Consider the following 17,406-nt stretch of genomic DNA (forward strand, 5'->3'; position numbering starts at 1 on the left):
GGCATGCCCCTTTTCAGGGCTCCCGGTTGGCGGCAGCCAGTTCCACCGATGCCGGCTCCGGACGTACCTGCGCGGCCAGTCGCGCCACCCGCGCCCCCAGCGCGCGGGCAATCGCCTTCTCGTTATCGTCCACGGACCAGGTGCCATCGAAACCAGTGACCGCCGAGGCGCCATAGGGGGAGCCGCCCTTACGTGTGCGCACCAGCGCGGGAACACTATGCGGTACACCGGCAATGATCATCCCGTGCTGCATGAATGGGAGCAGCAGGGATAGCAACGTCATCTCGTTACCGGAATGCATGCCACCGGTGGAGGTGAAGGCGGCGCCGACCTTGCCGATCAGAGCGCCTTCCCGCCACAACGGGGCCACTTCGTCGATAAAGGCGCGCAACGGCGTACTCATCAGGCCGTAGCGGGTAGGCGCCCCCCAAACAATCCCCTTGGCCCAACGCAAATCGTCCACCGTGGCGCGGGGCAGTTCACGATAGATTCGTTGTGCCTCCCGGTAGTCGGCTCGCTCACTATCGACACTGAATTCCGGCTCGCTCAGTTCCACCCGGCAGAGCCGGACCCGGGCGCCACTGCTGCCCGCCCCCTCGGCGATTTCCCGTGCCAGCGCCAGGGTGCTGCCGTAGCGGGAGTCGCAGATCACACACACGGTGGCGCTGTCCGGATCAATCGATGTCATCGCACAATCCTCAGAAAAAATGTATACAGGCAACTCTCGTGCCACGGCGAAAATAGCCTGCTCCCCGATAAAATCTTGCTGGATTGGTGCGTTATATTTGTGCGTCCGCCCTTTTTTTGATCACGGTTTCACGTCTCTTCATCTACCTTAAGGAAGCGCTTCCCTCCCTTTCCACCAAGCGATATGGTTCTCTCCGGATGTATACATTAGGGATTTCCGACCATGCCAAAGACTTTGCTGATCCGGTCCAGCCTGCTGACGCCACTGGATGCCAACCACTGGCGATACATCAGCGACGGCGGCCTCTTGATCAAGGCCGGGCGCATCGTCGACGTGGACCGGATCGAGCGATTCGCCGACGGCCGGGATCAGAACACTCTGGAACTGGATGGCCTGCTGGTCCCCGGTTTCGTGGACGTCCATATTCATTGGGTACAACATCATGTTCGCGGACGCTTCCAAACCGACCTGATGGAATGGCTGCGCGAACATATCTGGCCGGAAGAAGCGGGCTTTGAGCATGCCGGAATCGCCCACCGTCACGCGCGGGCTTTCTTCGGCGACACACTACGCGCCGGCACCACCCTGGGCATGGCCTATTCCAGCCCGCACGACGGTGCCCTACGCATCGCCGCCGAGCACGCCAAAGGCGACTGGATCCTGGGCAACGCCATCATGGAAAAATGCGCTCCGGAGCCGCTCTGCAAGGCCAGCCCGGATAATGCCGATGCCGTGGCGCCGTTGTTGAAGGAGCTGGGCACCGCGCGCTACGCCATTACGCCGCGCTTCGCTCTCAATTGCAGTGCCCGGCTGATGGGTGAGCTGGGAGAACTGGCACGACGCACCGGCGCCTTCGTGCAGACGCATTTATCCGAATCCCCTCAGGAAATCCGGGAAGTCCAACAGGCCTTCCCCGAGGCGCGGGATTACACCGATGTTTATGACCGGGCCGGGCTGTTGACCCCACGCACCGTGCTCGGTCACTGCATTCATCTTTCGCAACGCGAGTACCACACGCTCGCGCAGCGGCGCAGCTGGATCGCGCACTGCCCGTCAAGCAACGAAGCCCTGGATAGTGGTCGGATGGACCTGGAAGCAGTACGGCAACACCAACTGCGGTTCGCCCTGGCATCGGACGTGGGCGCGGGGCCAAGTCACAGCATGCTGCACGTCATGCAACGTTTTCTGGACCAGCATCGGGCCGCCGGTGTGCCGGTAACCGCGCGGGAAGCGCTCTACCGAGCTACCCAGGCCGGCGCGGATTGTCTTGGGCGAGGCCTCGAAGCCGGCAGTCTGACCGCGGGAAAAAGGGCGGACTTCGTTCTGCTGCCCCGCCCGGTTGGCAAAGCCGGCATCGAGGATTGGTTTGAGGAATTACTGCGCGGCGACGCCACCGATCTGGAGCAGCGCCCATTACAGACCTGGCTCGGCGGTACTCCGGTTTCACCCGGTCCGATCATACAGACGCAGTAACGCGATACGATTCACCTGCTCCACCGCGGTCCCGCGTTCCTGTTCCGGGTCGTGCTCCAGGCGGGCGGCAAAGGCATCCAGAATGTCTCCTCTGTGCAATCCCTTTACCGCGATAATAAAGGGAAAACCGAAACGCTTTTGGTAAGCGTCGTTCAGCGCCTGAAAGCGGGCGTATTCTTCCGGCGTGCACTGGTCCAGGCCAGCGGAAGCCTGCTCCGCGCTGGAGTCCCGGGTCAGCTCACCAGCCAGGGCGGCTTTGCCGGCCAGGTCCGGGTGCGATCGCAACACGCTCAGCTGGCAGTCCGGATCCGCCGCGCGAAATACCCTCCCCATCACTTCCGCCAGTCCTTGCGGGGTGTCCTGCGGTTCGCCGAGCCCCAGTTGGTAAGCCTTTCTGGCAATCCATGGAGAATGTTCATACACATCACCGAACCTGGCGACGAAGCCGGCTTCGTCGAGCCGGCTCGGGCGAGGTGTCAAAAGAACGTTTTTGTCAGCCATGATGCTCCATCCAATGTCGGGCGATATCAATGCGCCGGGCGAGCCACACATTCTTGTGGGCACGCAGATATTTCAGGAACCGCTCCAGCGCCGCGGCGCGGCCCGGACGCCCCGCCAACCGGCAATGCAAACCCACCGACAACATGCGCGGCTGCTCCGCCCCTTCTTGATACAGCACATCGAAAGCGTCCCGCAGATATGTGAAAAACTGATCACCACTGTTGAAACCGCCGGGGCTGGCGAAGCGCATGTCATTGGCATCCAGCGTGTAGGGCACCACCAGATGCCGTTGCCCGGACACCTGCGTCCAGAACGGCAACTCATCGCTGTAGTCATCGGCGTCATAGAGAAAACCGCCATGTTCCACTACCAGCCTGCGGGTATTCGGGCTGGTGCGTCCGGTGTACCAGCCCAGCGGCGGTGTGCCGGCGGCGCGCGTCAGCGCCTCCATCGCGCGACCAATATGTTCCGCCTCCACCGCCTCCGGCACATATTGATAGTCAATCCAGCGATAGCCGTGACTGCAGATTTCGTGCCCCTCTTCCACCATGGCGCGAATGACTTCCGGATGCCGCTCCGCCGCCATGCCCACGGCGAACACGGTGAGCGGAATCCGATAGCGCTGAAACAGCTTCAACAAACGCCATACCCCGACCCGGCTACCGTATTCATAGAGCGACTCCATGCTCATATGACGTACGCCTTGGCGCGCGTCGGCACCAACCATTTCCGATAAAAAAAACTCCGAAGCCGGATCACCGTGCAGGACGCAATTCTCCCCGCCTTCTTCGTAATTAAGTACGAACTGCACCGCTACCCGAGCCTCATCGGGCCAGCGTGGGTTCGGCGGACAAGCTCCATAGCCAATCAGGTCACGGGGGTAAGACAGATAAGACATGTTTGCCTCCACTCTGGCACCAATCATGCATGTATACATTTTGAACTAGTTATTGTCGACATTGTTCTTGAACACAGGAGCACACATGGGCCGATTGACCACCCACGTTCTGGACACCTGTAATGGTTGTCCCGCCGCCCACCTCGATCTCCAATTGTGGCGAATGGAGGGCAATCAGGCCCGGCTGTTGACCGGATGCAAAACCAATGCCGATGGACGTTGCGACGCGCCGCTGCTTGAAGGCGTCACCATGGTAAGCGGGGAATACCAATTGCATTTCGCGGTGGGGAGCTACTTCGCCGCCCGGGGCATAGCCTTACCAGACCCGTCATTTCTCGATGACGTCGTGGTTCAGTTCGGCATCAGCAACACCACTGAGCATTACCATGTGCCGTTGCTGGTCTCCCCCTACGGCTACAGCACCTACCGCGGCAGCTGACGGGGGAGACCATGGAAGCGCATTTATACGAATGGGCCAATCTGCTGATCCGCTGGTTGCACATCACCGTTGGCATAGCCTGGATAGGGGCTTCTTTCTATTTCAATTGGCTGGAGAACCATCTGGAGCGAGAGGGCCCGAAATCACGGGGCGTCGCGGGTACTCTCTGGGCCATCCACGGTGGCGGCTTTTACTACCTGCAGAAATATCAGGTTGCGCCGGAGCAGCTGCCCGAACATCTTCACTGGTTCAAATGGGAGGCCTATTACACCTGGATGAGCGGCTTCCTGTTGTTGTTCGTGGTGTATTACCTGAATGCCGGAACCAATCTGATCGATCCTTCGGTGGCGGAGTTGTCCCCACTTACCGCCAGCCTGATCGGCATTGGCGTTCTGATTCTCTCCTGGCTGGTGTACGACGGATTGTGCCGCTCGCCACTGGGACGGCGCCCGGCGCTACTGGCGGCGGTGGGCCTTGTTTTGCTAGTGGCTCTGGCCTGGGGACTGAGCCAGATTTTCAGTGGCCGAGGCGCCTACATCCATGTCGGCGCCGCCATCGGTACCTGCATGGTCGCCAACGTCTTTTTCGTGATCATTCCCGGCCAGCGCGCCATGGTGGACGCCATGACCGTCGGTCGCGAGCCCGATGCCGCCAGGGGGCTGGCCGGCGCGCAACGCTCCAGGCACAACAACTATCTGACTCTGCCAGTGCTGTTCATCATGATCAGCAACCATTTCCCCGGCACCTACGGCAGCCACTGGAACTGGCTGATTCTGGCGTGCCTGATGGCGAGCAGCCTGTTGATTCGCCATTACTTCAACATTCGCCATCTGCCCCGGCCCGCCAAGATCGCCTTGCCACTGGCCGGCGCGGCCGGATTAATCGCGCTGATCTTACTGACCACGCCGGCCGGGCCGGCGCCAGCGGAGGCCGGCCTGCCACCGGTTCCGTTCTCCCGGGTGGAAAGTATCGTGAAAGAACGCTGTGCCGGCTGCCATGCGGCCCACCCGGATTTCGCCGGCTTCGCCACGCCGCCCAAGGGCGTGCGGCTGGATACACCGGCGCAAATCCGCGCCCACAGAACCCGGATCGGCCAGTTGGCCGTGACCACCTCGGTAATGCCACCAGGCAACATCACTCACATCACCGACGACGAACGCGCGTTACTGGCCCGTTGGTTGCAACAAGGCCCGGAACACGATTCGGAAAACAGTCAGACGGAATAACCCGGCCATGACCGGAACCATGGAGCCCCAATGACGGACACCAACATCGCCTACCCGAATCTCGCCGCCGCCCGGCTGGGCACGGAGATCGTATCGGTTACCGACCAGTTCTTCGCCAGCGCCGAACGCATGCTGGCGGAAACGCCCCCCCGATTCATCGCCGACAAATTCGACGATCACGGCAAATGGATGGACGGCTGGGAAACCCGCCGACGCCGCGGCCCCGGACACGACAGTGCGATCGTGCGGCTGGGCGCCCCCGGTGACGTCCACCAGCTGGAAATCGATACCGCCCACTTCACCGGCAACTACCCCATGGCCGCTTCCGTGGACGCCTGCGTCCTCGGCACTGGCGAGGACCCGGCTTCCGCCCATTGGCGGCCCCTGCTGACCATCACCGCTCTGCAAGGCGACCATCCCCACCACTTCACCTTGCCCGCGCCACGGCATGCCACCCACGTTCGCCTGAATCTCTATCCCGATGGCGGCGTGGCGCGCTTTCGTGTGCTGGGCCGCCCGCGCGTGGAGTGGGCCGGCTTTGCCGCGAACCAGGAAGTGGAACTGTCGGCGGCCCGGCTTGGCGGCCAGGTTCTGGCCCTGAGCGACGCCCACTATGGCTGGCCGCACTCGCTGCTCTATCCCGGCCGGGGCCTGAACATGGGGGACGGCTGGGAAACCCGCCGACGCCGTGAACCGGGTTTCGACTGGTGTGTGATCGGTCTGGGCCACCGCGGCCGGATCACCGCACTGGAAGTGGACACCGCCTTTTTCAAAGGCAACTTCCCGGCTCAAGTGTCGGTGCAGGCCGCCAACCTGGAAGACCATGCAAACGCCGCCCTGCTGCGCGCCTCCAGCATGTTCTGGCCGACACTGCTGGCGCCGCAACCGCTCGGCCCCGATGCCATACACCGTTTTCAGGATCAGTTGGAAACCCTGGATGCGGCGACTCATGTTCGTCTCAACATGCACCCGGATGGCGGCATCAGCCGCTTCCGCGTATTCGGTCAAATTCAATGATCGCCCAGGAGCTGATGCTGGAACCGCTGACGGCGGAAGCGTTCGCGCCCTTCGGCGACCTGATCAACAGCCATGCGCGGGACTACTTCCTGATCAACGATGACCAATGCCGGCGCTACCATCGCCTGGCCAAAGTGGAGACCGGCACGGACGGAGACGCTATTCTCAGTCTGTTCCGGCCTCGGCCGATCTCACTGCCGCACACCCTGGCCCTGATGGAACGCCACCCTCTCGGCAGCCAGGCGTTCGTGCCGCTGGCTGGCCAGCCTTATATCGTGGTGGTGGCGCCACCCGGACCACCGCCGGCGGCGACGGACCTGCGCGCGTTTCTGATCAGCGACGGCAGCGGCGTCAACTATCACGCGGGCACCTGGCATCACCCTCTTCTGGCCTTACCGCCGGGGGGGGATTTTCTGGTCGCGGACCGGGAAGGCCCCGGCAACAACTGTGAAGAACATCTTCTGACGGGTGTCCGCCTTCCGGTTGCACCCGAATAAGGGTCTGTATACATTCCGGTAGTCCCCAAAATAAGGAATAACGGTACCCATGGCTGTCGATCCCCATACGGACAAACAAACCGCCGCGTCGCTGGGCGCCGTGAACGCCAATAGCGGCCGGGGATCACGCAAGGCCACCGACCAGACCATCTACGATTCCATCTATCAGGCGGTGCTGACGCAGCGGCTGCCTCCCGGCTCGAAACTACCAGAAGTGGCGTTAAGTGAACTGTTCGGGGTGAGCCGCTCCATCGTGCGCAAAGCCTTGACGCGGCTTGCCTCCGATCACGTCACCGAACAAAGCCCCAATCAAATGGCGGTGGTGGCCAGACCCGGCATCGAGGAAACCCGGCAGATTTTCGCCGCCCGCCGCCTGGTGGAAGGAGAAGTCACGCGCCTGGTGGCCGGCACCCTGGGCAAAGCGGAAGCACAGACGCTGCGAAAGCTGATCCGGGAAGAAAAGAGTGCCCATGAGCGTGGTCAGGATCAGCATCGCGTGCACTGCTCCATGGCAATCCATCAATACCTGGCTCGCCAATGCCCCAATCAGGTGCTCGGCAAGATGATGCTGGAACTGGTATTGCGCACGTCCATTGTCATCGCCCTATACAAAGCCCCGGGCATTACCGCCTGTTTTCTCGGCAACGACCACGGCCGCCTGGCCGACCTGATCATCAAGGGCAAGGCGGAACAGGCGGCACAACTGGCGCGGGAACACCTGAATACCCTTGAAAGCCTGCTGGATCTGGACGAGCCCTCCGCCGACATCGATCTGGCAAGCATCTTGCGTTACCCCTGAAGTCAAGCTGACCGCCGCTTCCGACGACGGCCCCGCTGCCGGGATTGAGTGTGCGCCACCGTCAGCGGTATACAAGTCAGTGTACGTTCTTTCGGGTGATCCCCGGATCACGCTGCGTCCCTTTTGTTTTTCCGTTTTTTTAAAAAGGAGCCCGGGGCAATGAGCCGCACTCTGCTACTGAAGAACGCCACGGTGGTGGCGACCATGGACGACCACGGCACCGAGATCCGCGATGGCGCCGTCCTCATCGAAGACAACCGCATTCGCGCGGTCGGACCGAGCTATACCCTGCCCCGGGAGGCGGACGAAACCATCGATCTCAGTGGCCACGTGCTGATGCCGGGTCTGGTCAACACTCACCACCATATGTTCCAGAGCCTGACCCGGGCTTTACCGGCGGCGCAGAACGCCGAGCTGTTCGACTGGCTCGATGCCTTGTTCCCGATCTGGGCCAAGATCACTCCGGAAATGATGACGGTGTCGGCGCAAACCGCCATGGCGGAACTGATGCTGTCGGGATGCACCACTGCCGCCGATCACGCCTATTTCTATGTCAACGGCGGCCGCCTGGAGGACAACATCGAGGCGGCTTCGATCATGGGCCTGCGCTATCACGGTGTCCGCGGCGCCATTACGCTGGGCAAAAGCCAAGGCGGCCTGCCACCGGATCTGGTGGTGGAGAAAGACGAGGACGCCGTGCTCAAGGAAATGCAACGGGTGGTGGAAACGCACCACGATGCCAGCGCCGATGCCATGTTACAGGTGGCTCTGGGGCCATCGTCACCGTTCACGGTATCGCCGGATTTGATGCGCCAGAGCGCGATCCTGGCACGCGACCTTGGCGTGCGGTTGCACACTCATACCGCCGAGAACGGCAAGGACCTGGCGTTCAGCCAGCAACGTTATGGCATGACACCCGCCCAGTTCGCCGAGGAAATGAACTGGGTCGGCGATGACGTCTGGCACGCGCATTGTGTTCATCTGGATGATCACGGCATCCAGCTGTTCGGCCGTACCGGCACCGGCGTGGCGCACTGTCCCTGCTCCAATATGCGCCTGGCATCGGGCCACGCCCCGATCCGTCGCATGCTTGATCACGGTGTGCGCGTCGGTCTCGGCGTGGACGGCTCCGCCTCCAACGACGGTAATGATCTGCTCGGCGAAGCGCGCCAGGCCATGCTGGTGGCGCGGGTACGCGACGAAGATCCCACCGCCCTGTCGGCTCGCGAGGCCCTGCGGCTGGCCACCCGGGGCGGTGCCGAAATACTGGGGCGCGGCGATCACCTGGGCCGCATTCAGACCGGCTACTGCGCCGATCTGGTGGCCTGGAAATTGGACGACATCGCCTTCGCCGGTGGTCTGTCCGACCCACTGGCGGCACTTTTATTCTGCGCGCCCCGGCGGGTCGCCCTGAGCATCGTCAACGGCAAGACGGTGGTGCGTGACGGGCAGCTCACCACGGTGGAAGTACCGCGCCTGGTGGAGCGGCACAATCAACTGTCGCGGACACTGATCGACGGCTAGAGGGAGTTCCGATGAGCACACGGTTGCGCGTTCATTCCCCGGCGGTGGTGTACTTCGACGCGGTGCGCCGCGCCGGCTCCATCCGTGAAGCGGCACGGCGCCTGTTCGTGGCTTCCTCCGCGGTCAACCGGCAGATCCTGAAACTTGAGGACGAAGTCGGTACACCGCTGTTTGAACGCCTTCCCGGTGGACTCAGACTGACCACCGCCGGCGAAATCTTCGCCCGCCACGCCCTGGCCGTGTTACAGGACGCGGAACGGGCCCGCTCGGAGCTGGACGCGCTCAAGGGCCTGCGTACCGGTCATGTGGAAATCGCCACCGTGGAAGGCGTCACCTCGGATTTCATGCCCACCATCATTGAACGTGCCCGGGAGTACCTCCCGAAGGTGACTCTGGGCGTGGTCACCCTCGGCTCCCGCGACATTCCCGAAGCCGTCACCAGCGGTGCCGCCGACCTGGGCATGGCCTTCGCCCTGCAACGCAGCGCCGGCCTGCGCCAGATCATGGTGGGACGGTTCCGGCTTGGCGTCCTGGTGCCACCGGAACATCCCCTGGCCCCACGGCATGAAGTCAGCTTCGCCACCTGTGCGGAGTACCCTTTGATCCTGGCGAAGACCGACCTGTCGGTGTACCACCTGCTCAAACCCGCCATCGAGCGCGCCGGCATCGATGACAAAGGCGTGGTGCAATCCAATTCGGTGGAGCTGGGCAAGGAGCTGGCGCGGCGCGGTGTCGGTGTCACCTTCCAGACCCGCATCGGGTTGGAGGCGGAATTGGCATCGGGCGCACTCCGACATATTCCTCTCAATGACAATGGTCCGGTTTTCAGCGACCTCGGCATTTACGCCCGTACCGGCCGCTCCCTGCCGGTGGCGGCCGATGCCGTCGCAAGATTGCTGGCCGACGAACTGGCGGAGCGGGAACGCCGTGAGGCCAACGACATCGGTGAACCATTGACCGATTGATCCCCGGCGCCGCTGCCGGATCGGCATCGGCACGGTCGATATTCTCTTCTTTGGCACCGCCGGGGCACCGCGCACACTGGCAGGCAAGGATCGTCCGCCAGCGAGAGAAGTTCCATGACGAGCACCCTGCAAGCGCAAAAGGTTAATCAGCAGTCACTGCCGATCATCGATATCGGGGCCTTGATCGATGGTGACCAGAAACAACGCCGAACGGTGGCCGAGCAACTCAGAGCCGCCTGCCTCGACAAGGGCTTCTTCTACATTCGCAACCACGGTATCGAAGCGCGCTTTCAGGCGCGGGTGTTCACTACCGCCAAGGCATTCTTCGAACAGCCACTGGAGACCAAAAAACAGGTCGATAAAGCGCTTTCGCCCGCCAACCGGGGTTATGAACCGCTGCGCGGCCAGACTCTGGAAGCGGACGCGCCACCGGATCTGAAGGAAGGCTACTATATTGGCCGCGACCTGCCGGACGACCATCCAGCGGTACGTGCCGGCAAGTTCAATCACGGCGCCAATCAATGGCCACGGCACGCCGGTTTCCGTGAGACCATGGAAACCTACTTCGACGCCATGAACGATTTGAGCAGGCGAATCATGCAAGGGTTGGCGCTATCACTGTCCTTGCCGGAAGAGTACTTCGCTGATTTTTGCCATGAGCCAATGGCGGTCCTTCGTCTGCTGCACTACCCGCCGCAACCGGGTAATCCCGAGCCCGGTGAAAAAGGCTGTGGAGCCCACACCGATTTTGGCGGCATCACCTTACTGCTACAGGATGACAATCCCGGACTGCAGGTCTGGGATCAGGCCAGCCAGGGCTGGATTCACGCCGATCCCGTTCCCGGCACCTATGTGGTGAACCTGGGCGACATGATCGCCCGCTGGACCAATGACCGTTATCGCTCGACCCTGCATCGCGTGGTCAATCTGTCCGGCCGTGAGCGCTTCTCCGTGCCCTTCTTCCATTCCGGAAATCCGGATCATCTGGTGCGGTGCCTACCCGGCTGTCTTGCTCCCGGCGCCTCCCCTAAGTATCCACCGGTCACCGTCGAGCAGCACATGATCGACATGTATCAACGCACCTATAAGTAACTCACGTAACCCGATGAATCATGTCATTCTGATCCACGGCGCCTGGGCCGGTGCCTGGGTCTGGGAAGCCCTGTCGCCGCTATTGGAAAAAGGCGGCTGTCACGTCCACGCACTGGACTTACCAGGCAACGGCCATAACGACATTCCGCCGGACCCGGTGACGTTCGAGGACTGTGTCGCGTATGTGGAGGCCGAGCTTGACCGTCTTCCACAGCCGGCCTTTCTGGTCGCTCACTCCGGTGGCGGCGTGATCGCCACTCAGGCCGCGGAGAACCGGCACGCCAAGGTCGCCGGCATCGTCTATGTGGCCGGCATGATGCTGCCATCCGGCATCGGCTTCGCCGAATTGACCCGGCAACTGGTGGACCATCACCCGGCCGCCGCCGGTATCGGCCCCCACCTGATACGGAACACACGGCATCGCTGCAGCGAGGTGCCCGCCGCCGCCGCTTGCGACCTGTTCTTCCAGGACGTGAACGAGGCAACAGCCATGGCCGCCGCACGCCGGCTGACCCCGCAACCGGAACAGGTTCGCGCGGGTATCGCCCATTGGACCCCGGAGCGCTTTGGTGCTCTGCCCAGACTCTATGTGGAAGCCCGCCAGGACCGGTCCGTGGTACTGGCCGCGCAACGCTGGATGCAACAACAGGTGCCCGGTGGCGACCTTGTCTCCCTGAATACCGGGCATGTCCCACAATTATCTGAACCAGACCATCTCAGCGAAGTACTGCTGAGTTTTTTTCATCGCACCAAAGTCAGCACGACAAAAGGCATGCCCCTTGCATAGCCACTTCACAGGAAGATCGACACTACTTAACCCGGCGCGCCAGCCCAAAGGAGTTGCTCATGATGAATCGGTGTAAACGCTATTTTCTGGCGGTCTTTCTGGCTGGCGTCGCGGGCGGCGCCCAGGCGACGGATCAAATCCGCTGGCTCAACGACTGGTTGCCCGCCGGCGACAAGGCGATCATCTATCTGGCGGTGGACAAAGGGCTGTTCGCGGCCGAGGACATTAAGGTGGAAATCATGTCCGGGCGCGGCTCCAGCGATGTCGTCACCAAGCTGGCCACCGGTGCCGCCGATATGGGCACTGGCGGCTTGTCCGCGCTGCTGCAAGCCAAGGCCGGTGCCACTGTGCCGGTCACCGCCGTGCTTTCCGTTTATACCAAACAACCCGACGCGGTCTTTGTCAGCGCCGACTCCGGTATCGGAAGTCTGAATGACTTGAAAGGAAAGAATCTCGCCACCGCCACGTTCTCGGCTTCCAACGTCACCTGGCCGCTGGTACTGAAAGCCAACGGCATGTCACCGGACGATGTGCGCGTGACCAAGGTGGATCCCGGGGCCATGGGCCCGATGATGAGTACCGGCCGGGTGGACGGCACCATTAACTGGATCACCAAGCTGCCGGCCTTCAACGCCTTGATGGAGCAGGCCGGCAAGCAGATCCGGGTTTTACCCTGGTCTGACTACGGCTTTGACGGCTACGGCCTCTCGGTATTCGCATCCGATCGTCTGATCAAGGAAAAACCGGAACTGGTCAGGAAGGTGCTGGCCATCTATCGCCAGGCACAGCAGATGGCGATTGAAGATCCCAAACAGGCCGGCTCGGCGCTGAAAGCGAAGGTGGCGGAAGTGGATGCGAACGTGGCCGCCGAGGAATTTTCCGCCTCCATTCCGTTGATTCAAAACGAAATCAGTGAACGTGATGGCGCCGGCGTTTTCAATCCCGCCCTACTCGCCATCACCTGGAAGTGGGTGGCCAAGGCCCAGGGCCTGACGGAGGATACTCTTAATCCCGCCGACGCCGTCAGCGGAGACTTCATCAGCAAGTAGGCAAACACAACACAAGAGAGCGTTTCATTGCACGCGGGTCCGGGCTTTCCGGCCCGCGTTTTTTTGGATTTATCGGGGATCAGAGAAGTCGAGCCTCGGAGAGATAAATTCGGAGGCCACTACGAAGCCGCTGTGGGAAGCGGCCTTGGCCGCGAATGCCATCCGGGCTGCTGACCATTCGCTTGCAGACAAACTCCCACAGCGGCTTCGGACTCCATTCATGCCTTCTCAATTCACTTTGATGATACCGGTCCGGCAACACCCCGCGCGGAAATCTGTGCTTTTGGCGCGCATGTTGCAGTGCCCACACTATGATGACCACGTCGTGTGGCTTCGAACCCCCAAACCCGATGCGAGGTTTTCATGACGACCCAAGGCGATAACGACAGCCCGCGACCGAGCATTCGCTTCAACAGCGTGGGCCAGCTTTTCACGTCCTCCGATGGCGGCGTCATCAACGCCCTGGATGATGTCAGCTTCGACATTCATAAAAACGAGTTCATCGCCGTGATCGGCCCCTCCGGCTGCGGCAAATCCACGCTGCTCCGGGTGATCGCCGGGCTGGTGAAACCCACGTCGGGCCAGGCGGAGATCTACGGTCTGCCAGTGACCGAACCCCGCGAGGAAATCGGCATCGTGTTCCAGCAGCCCACCCTGCTGCCCTGGCTCAAGGTGATGGACAACATCACCTTCCCAATGAAACACAAATATGGCCGTGTCACGGCGGAAGAAAAAAACCGGGCGCGGGAATTGTTGGACACCGTCGGGCTTCGTGACTTCGCCCACAAACGTCCCGCCGAATTGTCCGGCGGCATGCAACAGCGGGTGGGGATCGCCCGCGCCCTGCTGCACGATCCGGATATCCTGCTGATGGATGAGCCGTTTTCCGCCCTTGACGCCCTGACCCGTGACGAGATGAGTTTCGAGCTGCTGCGGATCTGGACCGAGCGCCCCAAAACAGTGCTGTTCATCACTCACTCCATTCCCGAGGCTCTGCTGTTGGCGGATCGCATCCTGGTGATGTCCGCCCGCCCCGGGCGCATTCGCGAAATCATCAACGTGGGCCTGCCACGCCCGCGCACCATGAAAACCCTGTCGGAGCCACGCTTCCATGACATCGCCAACCATATCCGCAGCCAGGTCTTCAGCCATGCCGTCCTCGCCTGACTCCGCCGGGCGCGCTCTTCTGAGACTGCTGGACCGGGCAGCACCGGTCCTCGCCGCCTTGCTGTTGCTGCTGATCTGGGAACTTGGCTGCCGTCTTCTCGATGTCCCCGTCTACTTGCTCCCCCCTCCCAGCGCCATCGTTGAGGGCGCTCTGGCGGTCACCCTGGGAAGTTGGGCCGGCCATATCTGGGCAACGCTCCGAGTCAGCCTGCTGGGCTATGCGTTGGCGGTGGTGATCGGCATCCCGCTGGCGGTGGCGCTGGCCAACAGCCGCCTTCTGTCCCGAACACTGTACCCGATGCTGGTGGTGGTGCAGTCCACGCCCATCGTCGCCGTGGCGCCCATTATCGTGGTGGTTCTGGGCGCCGGTGACGCTCCCCGTATCGTCATTACCTTCCTGATCACCTTCTTTCCCATCGTCGTCTCAACCGTCACCGGATTAATGTCGACGCCCCCGGAACTGATTGAGCTGTCCCGTTCCCTGGGCGCCAGCCGCTGGCGTGAGATCCGCAACATTCAATTGCCCTTCGCGGTGCCACACATTTTTTCCGCGCTGCGCATTTCCATCACGCTGGCCATCATTGGTGCCGTGGTAGCGGAATTCGTCGCCGCCGAAAACGGGCTGGGGTTCTTCATCGCCTTCTCCACCTCATTCTTCAAGGTGCCGCAGGCGTTCGCCGCTCTGGCGGTTCTGGTTACCATCAGTCTGATCCTGTTCCGTCTGGTGGCGATGATCCAGAGATGGTGGTTTCCCTGGAGCCTGCCGAAATCCTGAAGAGGCCTCCGTCTTCTTCCCACCTTTTCATCGGGACACGAACAGCGAACATGAACGGAATAATCATGAGCAAAACAGACACATCCCCTCAATTGAATCACGAGTACTATATACAGAAGAGCTTCCTGGTCGCCGAACGGGCCTTGAATGACGGCGGCCATCCATTCGGTGCACTGCTGGTGGATGCCGATGGAGAGATCCTGATGGAACAGGAGAATGCCTTCCTGCCCCATCATGATATGACCGGACATGCGGAACGTGTGATCCTTACACGTGCGTCTCAAACCTACTCCCCGGACTTTCTTGCCCGATGCACGCTTTATACCTCCGCCGAGCCCTGTGCCATGTGCGCCGGGGCTGCCTATTGGGCCGGCGTCGGGCGCGTGGTCTACGGTCTTTCCGAGACGAAACTCAAGTCGATTACCGGTAACCATCCCGAGAACCCGACCCTGGACCTGCCTTGCCGGACGGTTTTCGCCGCCGGGCAGCGCTCCGTGCAAGTGATCGGACCACTACTGGAAGAAGAAGCCGCCGCTCTTCACTTGCGCTTTTGGAATCATAAGAAAGACTGATCAGTATGTGTTCCACACGTCATTATATCGTCACCTGACTGGTCCAAAGTGCCCTTCTTTTTCACGGCATCGATCCTGATGCCTTGATCCGGAGAGCACGTTCAATGTCTTTTCTTTTTCCCCGCAACACTCGCGCTTCCTTGTTGTCGGCCATCACCCTCGCCACTTTCCTGAGCGCCTGCGGTGGATCCGGAAGCAGCTCCTCGCCGGCTCCCGAGCCCACCCCCGAGCCGACTCCGGAACCGCAACCCACCGGTTCCTGGAGCGCCGGGGATCTGCATGTGCATACCTACCAATCCGACGACGCCCAGGTTTCCCTGGAGAGCGTTCTGGAGGATGCCTTTACCCGCTACGATCTGGACTGGCTCACCATTTCCAATCATCTGCGCACGTCCTACCGGGATCATGACGGCGCCGAGCTGGGAGAATCCATACCCTTTTATCAGGCGCTTATCGACCACGAGATGCCTTATCTGAAGCAAGCCCTGGAGCAAGACCGCTATCCCGGCGCCTTGATCTATTCCTCGTTCGAGTGGGATATGCCGACTCACGACCACGTCAACGTGGGTATCGGCATGGACGCCCCAATGTCCGAGGCCAATCTACGGGCGGTGGCGGAGTTCGAGTATCTGTTCACCACCCGTGATGCCGGCCTTTTTGATCCCGCCCTGGTGGAACGTCTCGGCGATCAGCCGCGCGCCAACACCACCCACGAGGACGCCCTGACCGCATTGCGTTGGCTGCGCGACAATCATCCCGACAGCTATATGCTGCTGAACCACCCTTCCCGCTACACGGGCAAATACACCATCGCCCAGATTCGCGAAATGCATGACCTGGCCCCGGATCAGTTTTTCGCCATCGAAGGCATGGTCGGCAATCAGATGGAGCCCGATCGCGGTGGCTACGCCGAGGCCTATGTCGAGGAGAACCTGAGCTCGCGCACCTACGGCGGTACCGACTATCTGGTGGCACAACTGGGAGGCACCTGGGACGCGCTCCTGGGAGAGGGCCGGCGGATCTGGAACCTGGCCAACTCCGACTACCATTTCACCACCGCCCAGGGCCGTTACAGCAGCGGCTACGCCCCCGGTGAATATGCCAAGACCTATGTCTGGAAGGATGGGGAGGACGCCTCCGCCCTGCTGGAAGGACTGCGCGGCGGCCGTCTGTTTGGTGTTTTCGGCGATCTGATCGACGCTCTGGAGTTCCGGGCCGCCAACGGTGATCGCGGCACGGTCATGGGGGGCACCCTGAACGCGGCCCCCGGCGACCAGGTAACGGTGACCATTCGCTTCCGCAGCCCGGAGACCAATCACTACGAATATCCACTGGAGAGCGGCCAGTCCGCTTATATGAAGCCGACCGTGGATCACGTGGACCTGATTGTCGGCGATGTCCAGGCGCCGGCGCGGCCGGACTCCGTGGCTTATCAGTCCGCCAGCAACCCCAGCACCCGGGTGCTGGCACGTTTCACCGCCAATGATTGGACCGTGGACGAGGACGGCTACAGCGTCATCACCCACACCTTCACCGCGTCCGGCGATCAGTACCTGCGCTTACGCGGCACCAATCTGGCGGTCAACGTACCGGGACAAATGAAAGACGGCGAACCACTGCCGGACGCCAAGGTGGAGGTCGCCAATGACGCCGCTCGCTTTGACGCCATCAACGCCCGCAATTACAACGATCTGTGGTTCTACTCCAATCCGATCTTCATTACGGCGGAGTGACCCTCCCATGGGAAGCGGCCGCGGGCCGCTTCCCGCTTTGTTTGGTACCACCCTTCCATTAATAACCAGCCATCAAAAAATAGCCTGGCGAACCAATTTCAATACCGCCCACTCCTCATTTATAATTGCCTGACATTAGCCCGAATGCCTGCACCCCAGCGGTCCGGTTTTGCCGTGCCCCGCGCCACAGTCCGTTCATGGAGT

The 17,406-nt window shown here is 61.6% G+C and carries 18 protein-coding genes; 15 read left to right on the forward strand and 3 right to left on the reverse strand.

Going from position 1 to position 17,406, the window contains the following annotated elements:
* Positions 1 to 13: 13 nt before the first annotated feature.
* Complete coding sequence (gene wrbA / locus A6D6_RS07720; protein WP_159660389.1) at positions 14 to 688, reverse strand: NAD(P)H:quinone oxidoreductase; 675 nt, start codon at positions 686 to 688, stop codon at positions 14 to 16.
* A gap of 222 nt (positions 689 to 910) precedes the next feature.
* Here wrbA and A6D6_RS07725 point away from each other — a divergent pair, with 222 nt between their 5' ends.
* On the forward strand, positions 911 to 2,161 hold the full coding sequence (locus A6D6_RS07725) for an amidohydrolase family protein (protein WP_159660390.1): 1,251 nt from the start codon (positions 911 to 913) through the stop codon (positions 2,159 to 2,161).
* Here the strand turns inward: A6D6_RS07725 and uraD are convergent.
* Together uraD and puuE are read right to left on the reverse strand one after the other, a co-directional pair.
* A complete protein-coding gene (gene uraD / locus A6D6_RS07730) occupies positions 2,132 to 2,662 on the reverse strand; it encodes a 2-oxo-4-hydroxy-4-carboxy-5-ureidoimidazoline decarboxylase (protein ID WP_159660391.1) in 531 nt (176 codons plus the stop codon). The genes A6D6_RS07725 and uraD overlap by 30 nt on opposite strands.
* On the reverse strand, positions 2,655 to 3,560 hold the full coding sequence (gene puuE, locus A6D6_RS07735; protein ID WP_159660392.1) for an allantoinase PuuE: 906 nt from the start codon (positions 3,558 to 3,560) through the stop codon (positions 2,655 to 2,657). The genes uraD and puuE overlap by 8 nt, the downstream gene beginning before the upstream one ends.
* A gap of 85 nt (positions 3,561 to 3,645) precedes the next feature.
* Here puuE and uraH point away from each other — a divergent pair, with 85 nt between their 5' ends.
* The 14 genes from uraH to A6D6_RS07805 all read left to right on the forward strand — a co-directional run bounded on the left by uraH (position 3,646) and on the right by A6D6_RS07805 (position 17,202).
* Positions 3,646 to 3,999, forward strand: a complete 354-nt coding sequence (gene uraH / locus A6D6_RS07740; RefSeq protein ID WP_159660393.1) for a hydroxyisourate hydrolase — start codon at positions 3,646 to 3,648, stop codon at positions 3,997 to 3,999.
* Between the two features lie 11 nt (positions 4,000 to 4,010).
* Positions 4,011 to 5,225: a urate hydroxylase PuuD gene (locus A6D6_RS07745; RefSeq protein ID WP_159660394.1), complete on the forward strand. Its 1,215-nt coding sequence runs from the start codon at positions 4,011 to 4,013 to the stop codon at positions 5,223 to 5,225.
* Between the two features lie 30 nt (positions 5,226 to 5,255).
* Positions 5,256 to 6,242, forward strand: coding sequence for an allantoicase (alc, locus tag A6D6_RS07750; protein ID WP_159660395.1), 987 nt, complete (start codon positions 5,256 to 5,258; stop codon positions 6,240 to 6,242).
* Positions 6,239 to 6,739, forward strand: coding sequence for an ureidoglycolate lyase (locus tag A6D6_RS07755; RefSeq protein ID WP_159660396.1), 501 nt, complete (start codon positions 6,239 to 6,241; stop codon positions 6,737 to 6,739). The genes alc and A6D6_RS07755 overlap by 4 nt, the downstream gene beginning before the upstream one ends.
* A 49-nt stretch (positions 6,740 to 6,788) precedes the next feature.
* Complete coding sequence (locus A6D6_RS07760; RefSeq protein ID WP_159660397.1) at positions 6,789 to 7,538, forward strand: GntR family transcriptional regulator; 750 nt, start codon at positions 6,789 to 6,791, stop codon at positions 7,536 to 7,538.
* A gap of 159 nt (positions 7,539 to 7,697) precedes the next feature.
* Positions 7,698 to 9,062, forward strand: a complete 1,365-nt coding sequence (locus A6D6_RS07765) for an 8-oxoguanine deaminase (protein ID WP_159660398.1) — start codon at positions 7,698 to 7,700, stop codon at positions 9,060 to 9,062.
* Positions 9,063 to 9,073: 11 nt separating this feature from the next.
* On the forward strand, positions 9,074 to 10,027 hold the full coding sequence (locus A6D6_RS07770; protein ID WP_159660399.1) for a LysR family transcriptional regulator: 954 nt from the start codon (positions 9,074 to 9,076) through the stop codon (positions 10,025 to 10,027).
* A gap of 114 nt (positions 10,028 to 10,141) precedes the next feature.
* Complete coding sequence (locus A6D6_RS07775; protein ID WP_159660400.1) at positions 10,142 to 11,119, forward strand: isopenicillin N synthase family dioxygenase; 978 nt, start codon at positions 10,142 to 10,144, stop codon at positions 11,117 to 11,119.
* A 13-nt stretch (positions 11,120 to 11,132) separates the two neighbouring features.
* Complete coding sequence (locus tag A6D6_RS07780; protein ID WP_159660401.1) at positions 11,133 to 11,906, forward strand: alpha/beta fold hydrolase; 774 nt, start codon at positions 11,133 to 11,135, stop codon at positions 11,904 to 11,906.
* 59 nt (positions 11,907 to 11,965) lie between these two features.
* Entirely contained in the window at positions 11,966 to 12,955 is a 990-nt protein-coding gene (locus A6D6_RS07785; protein WP_236564029.1) for an ABC transporter substrate-binding protein, read from the forward strand.
* A 363-nt stretch (positions 12,956 to 13,318) separates the two neighbouring features.
* On the forward strand, positions 13,319 to 14,122 hold the full coding sequence (locus A6D6_RS07790; RefSeq protein WP_159660402.1) for an ABC transporter ATP-binding protein: 804 nt from the start codon (positions 13,319 to 13,321) through the stop codon (positions 14,120 to 14,122).
* Positions 14,106 to 14,897, forward strand: coding sequence for an ABC transporter permease (locus tag A6D6_RS07795; RefSeq protein WP_159660403.1), 792 nt, complete (start codon positions 14,106 to 14,108; stop codon positions 14,895 to 14,897). Before A6D6_RS07790 ends, A6D6_RS07795 begins: the two co-directional genes overlap by 17 nt.
* 65 nt (positions 14,898 to 14,962) lie before the next feature.
* On the forward strand, positions 14,963 to 15,469 hold the full coding sequence (locus A6D6_RS07800) for a nucleoside deaminase (RefSeq protein ID WP_159660404.1): 507 nt from the start codon (positions 14,963 to 14,965) through the stop codon (positions 15,467 to 15,469).
* Positions 15,470 to 15,573: 104 nt separating this feature from the next.
* Positions 15,574 to 17,202 carry a CehA/McbA family metallohydrolase domain-containing protein gene (locus A6D6_RS07805; RefSeq protein WP_159660405.1) on the forward strand — a complete coding sequence of 543 codons (1,629 nt, stop codon included), beginning with the start codon at positions 15,574 to 15,576 and terminating at the stop codon, positions 17,200 to 17,202.
* Positions 17,203 to 17,406: the final 204 nt, after the last annotated feature.

This window comes from Alcanivorax xiamenensis (assembly GCF_009846745.1).
Lineage (GTDB): Bacteria > Pseudomonadota > Gammaproteobacteria > Pseudomonadales > Alcanivoracaceae > Alloalcanivorax > Alloalcanivorax xiamenensis.

Bases quoted from the DNA above. Each gene is read 5' to 3' on its own strand.
- alc (WP_159660395.1), top strand. From the start codon at position 5,256: ATGACGGACACCAACATCGCCTACCCGAATCTCGCCGCCGCCCGGCTG.
- puuE (WP_159660392.1), bottom strand. From the start codon at position 3,560: ATGTCTTATCTGTCTTACCCCCGTGACCTGATTGGCTATGGAGCTTGT.
- A6D6_RS07775 (WP_159660400.1), top strand. From the start codon at position 10,142: ATGACGAGCACCCTGCAAGCGCAAAAGGTTAATCAGCAGTCACTGCCG.
- A6D6_RS07805 (WP_159660405.1), top strand. From the start codon at position 15,574: ATGTCTTTTCTTTTTCCCCGCAACACTCGCGCTTCCTTGTTGTCGGCC.
- uraD (WP_159660391.1), bottom strand. From the start codon at position 2,662: ATGGCTGACAAAAACGTTCTTTTGACACCTCGCCCGAGCCGGCTCGAC.
- wrbA (WP_159660389.1), bottom strand. From the start codon at position 688: ATGACATCGATTGATCCGGACAGCGCCACCGTGTGTGTGATCTGCGAC.
- A6D6_RS07765 (WP_159660398.1), top strand. From the start codon at position 7,698: ATGAGCCGCACTCTGCTACTGAAGAACGCCACGGTGGTGGCGACCATG.
- uraH (WP_159660393.1), top strand. From the start codon at position 3,646: ATGGGCCGATTGACCACCCACGTTCTGGACACCTGTAATGGTTGTCCC.
- A6D6_RS07745 (WP_159660394.1), top strand. From the start codon at position 4,011: ATGGAAGCGCATTTATACGAATGGGCCAATCTGCTGATCCGCTGGTTG.
- A6D6_RS07770 (WP_159660399.1), top strand. From the start codon at position 9,074: ATGAGCACACGGTTGCGCGTTCATTCCCCGGCGGTGGTGTACTTCGAC.
- A6D6_RS07785 (WP_236564029.1), top strand. From the start codon at position 11,966: ATGATGAATCGGTGTAAACGCTATTTTCTGGCGGTCTTTCTGGCTGGC.
- A6D6_RS07780 (WP_159660401.1), top strand. From the start codon at position 11,133: ATGAATCATGTCATTCTGATCCACGGCGCCTGGGCCGGTGCCTGGGTC.
- A6D6_RS07800 (WP_159660404.1), top strand. From the start codon at position 14,963: ATGAGCAAAACAGACACATCCCCTCAATTGAATCACGAGTACTATATA.
- A6D6_RS07755 (WP_159660396.1), top strand. From the start codon at position 6,239: ATGATCGCCCAGGAGCTGATGCTGGAACCGCTGACGGCGGAAGCGTTC.
- A6D6_RS07790 (WP_159660402.1), top strand. From the start codon at position 13,319: ATGACGACCCAAGGCGATAACGACAGCCCGCGACCGAGCATTCGCTTC.
- A6D6_RS07795 (WP_159660403.1), top strand. From the start codon at position 14,106: ATGCCGTCCTCGCCTGACTCCGCCGGGCGCGCTCTTCTGAGACTGCTG.
- A6D6_RS07760 (WP_159660397.1), top strand. From the start codon at position 6,789: ATGGCTGTCGATCCCCATACGGACAAACAAACCGCCGCGTCGCTGGGC.
- A6D6_RS07725 (WP_159660390.1), top strand. From the start codon at position 911: ATGCCAAAGACTTTGCTGATCCGGTCCAGCCTGCTGACGCCACTGGAT.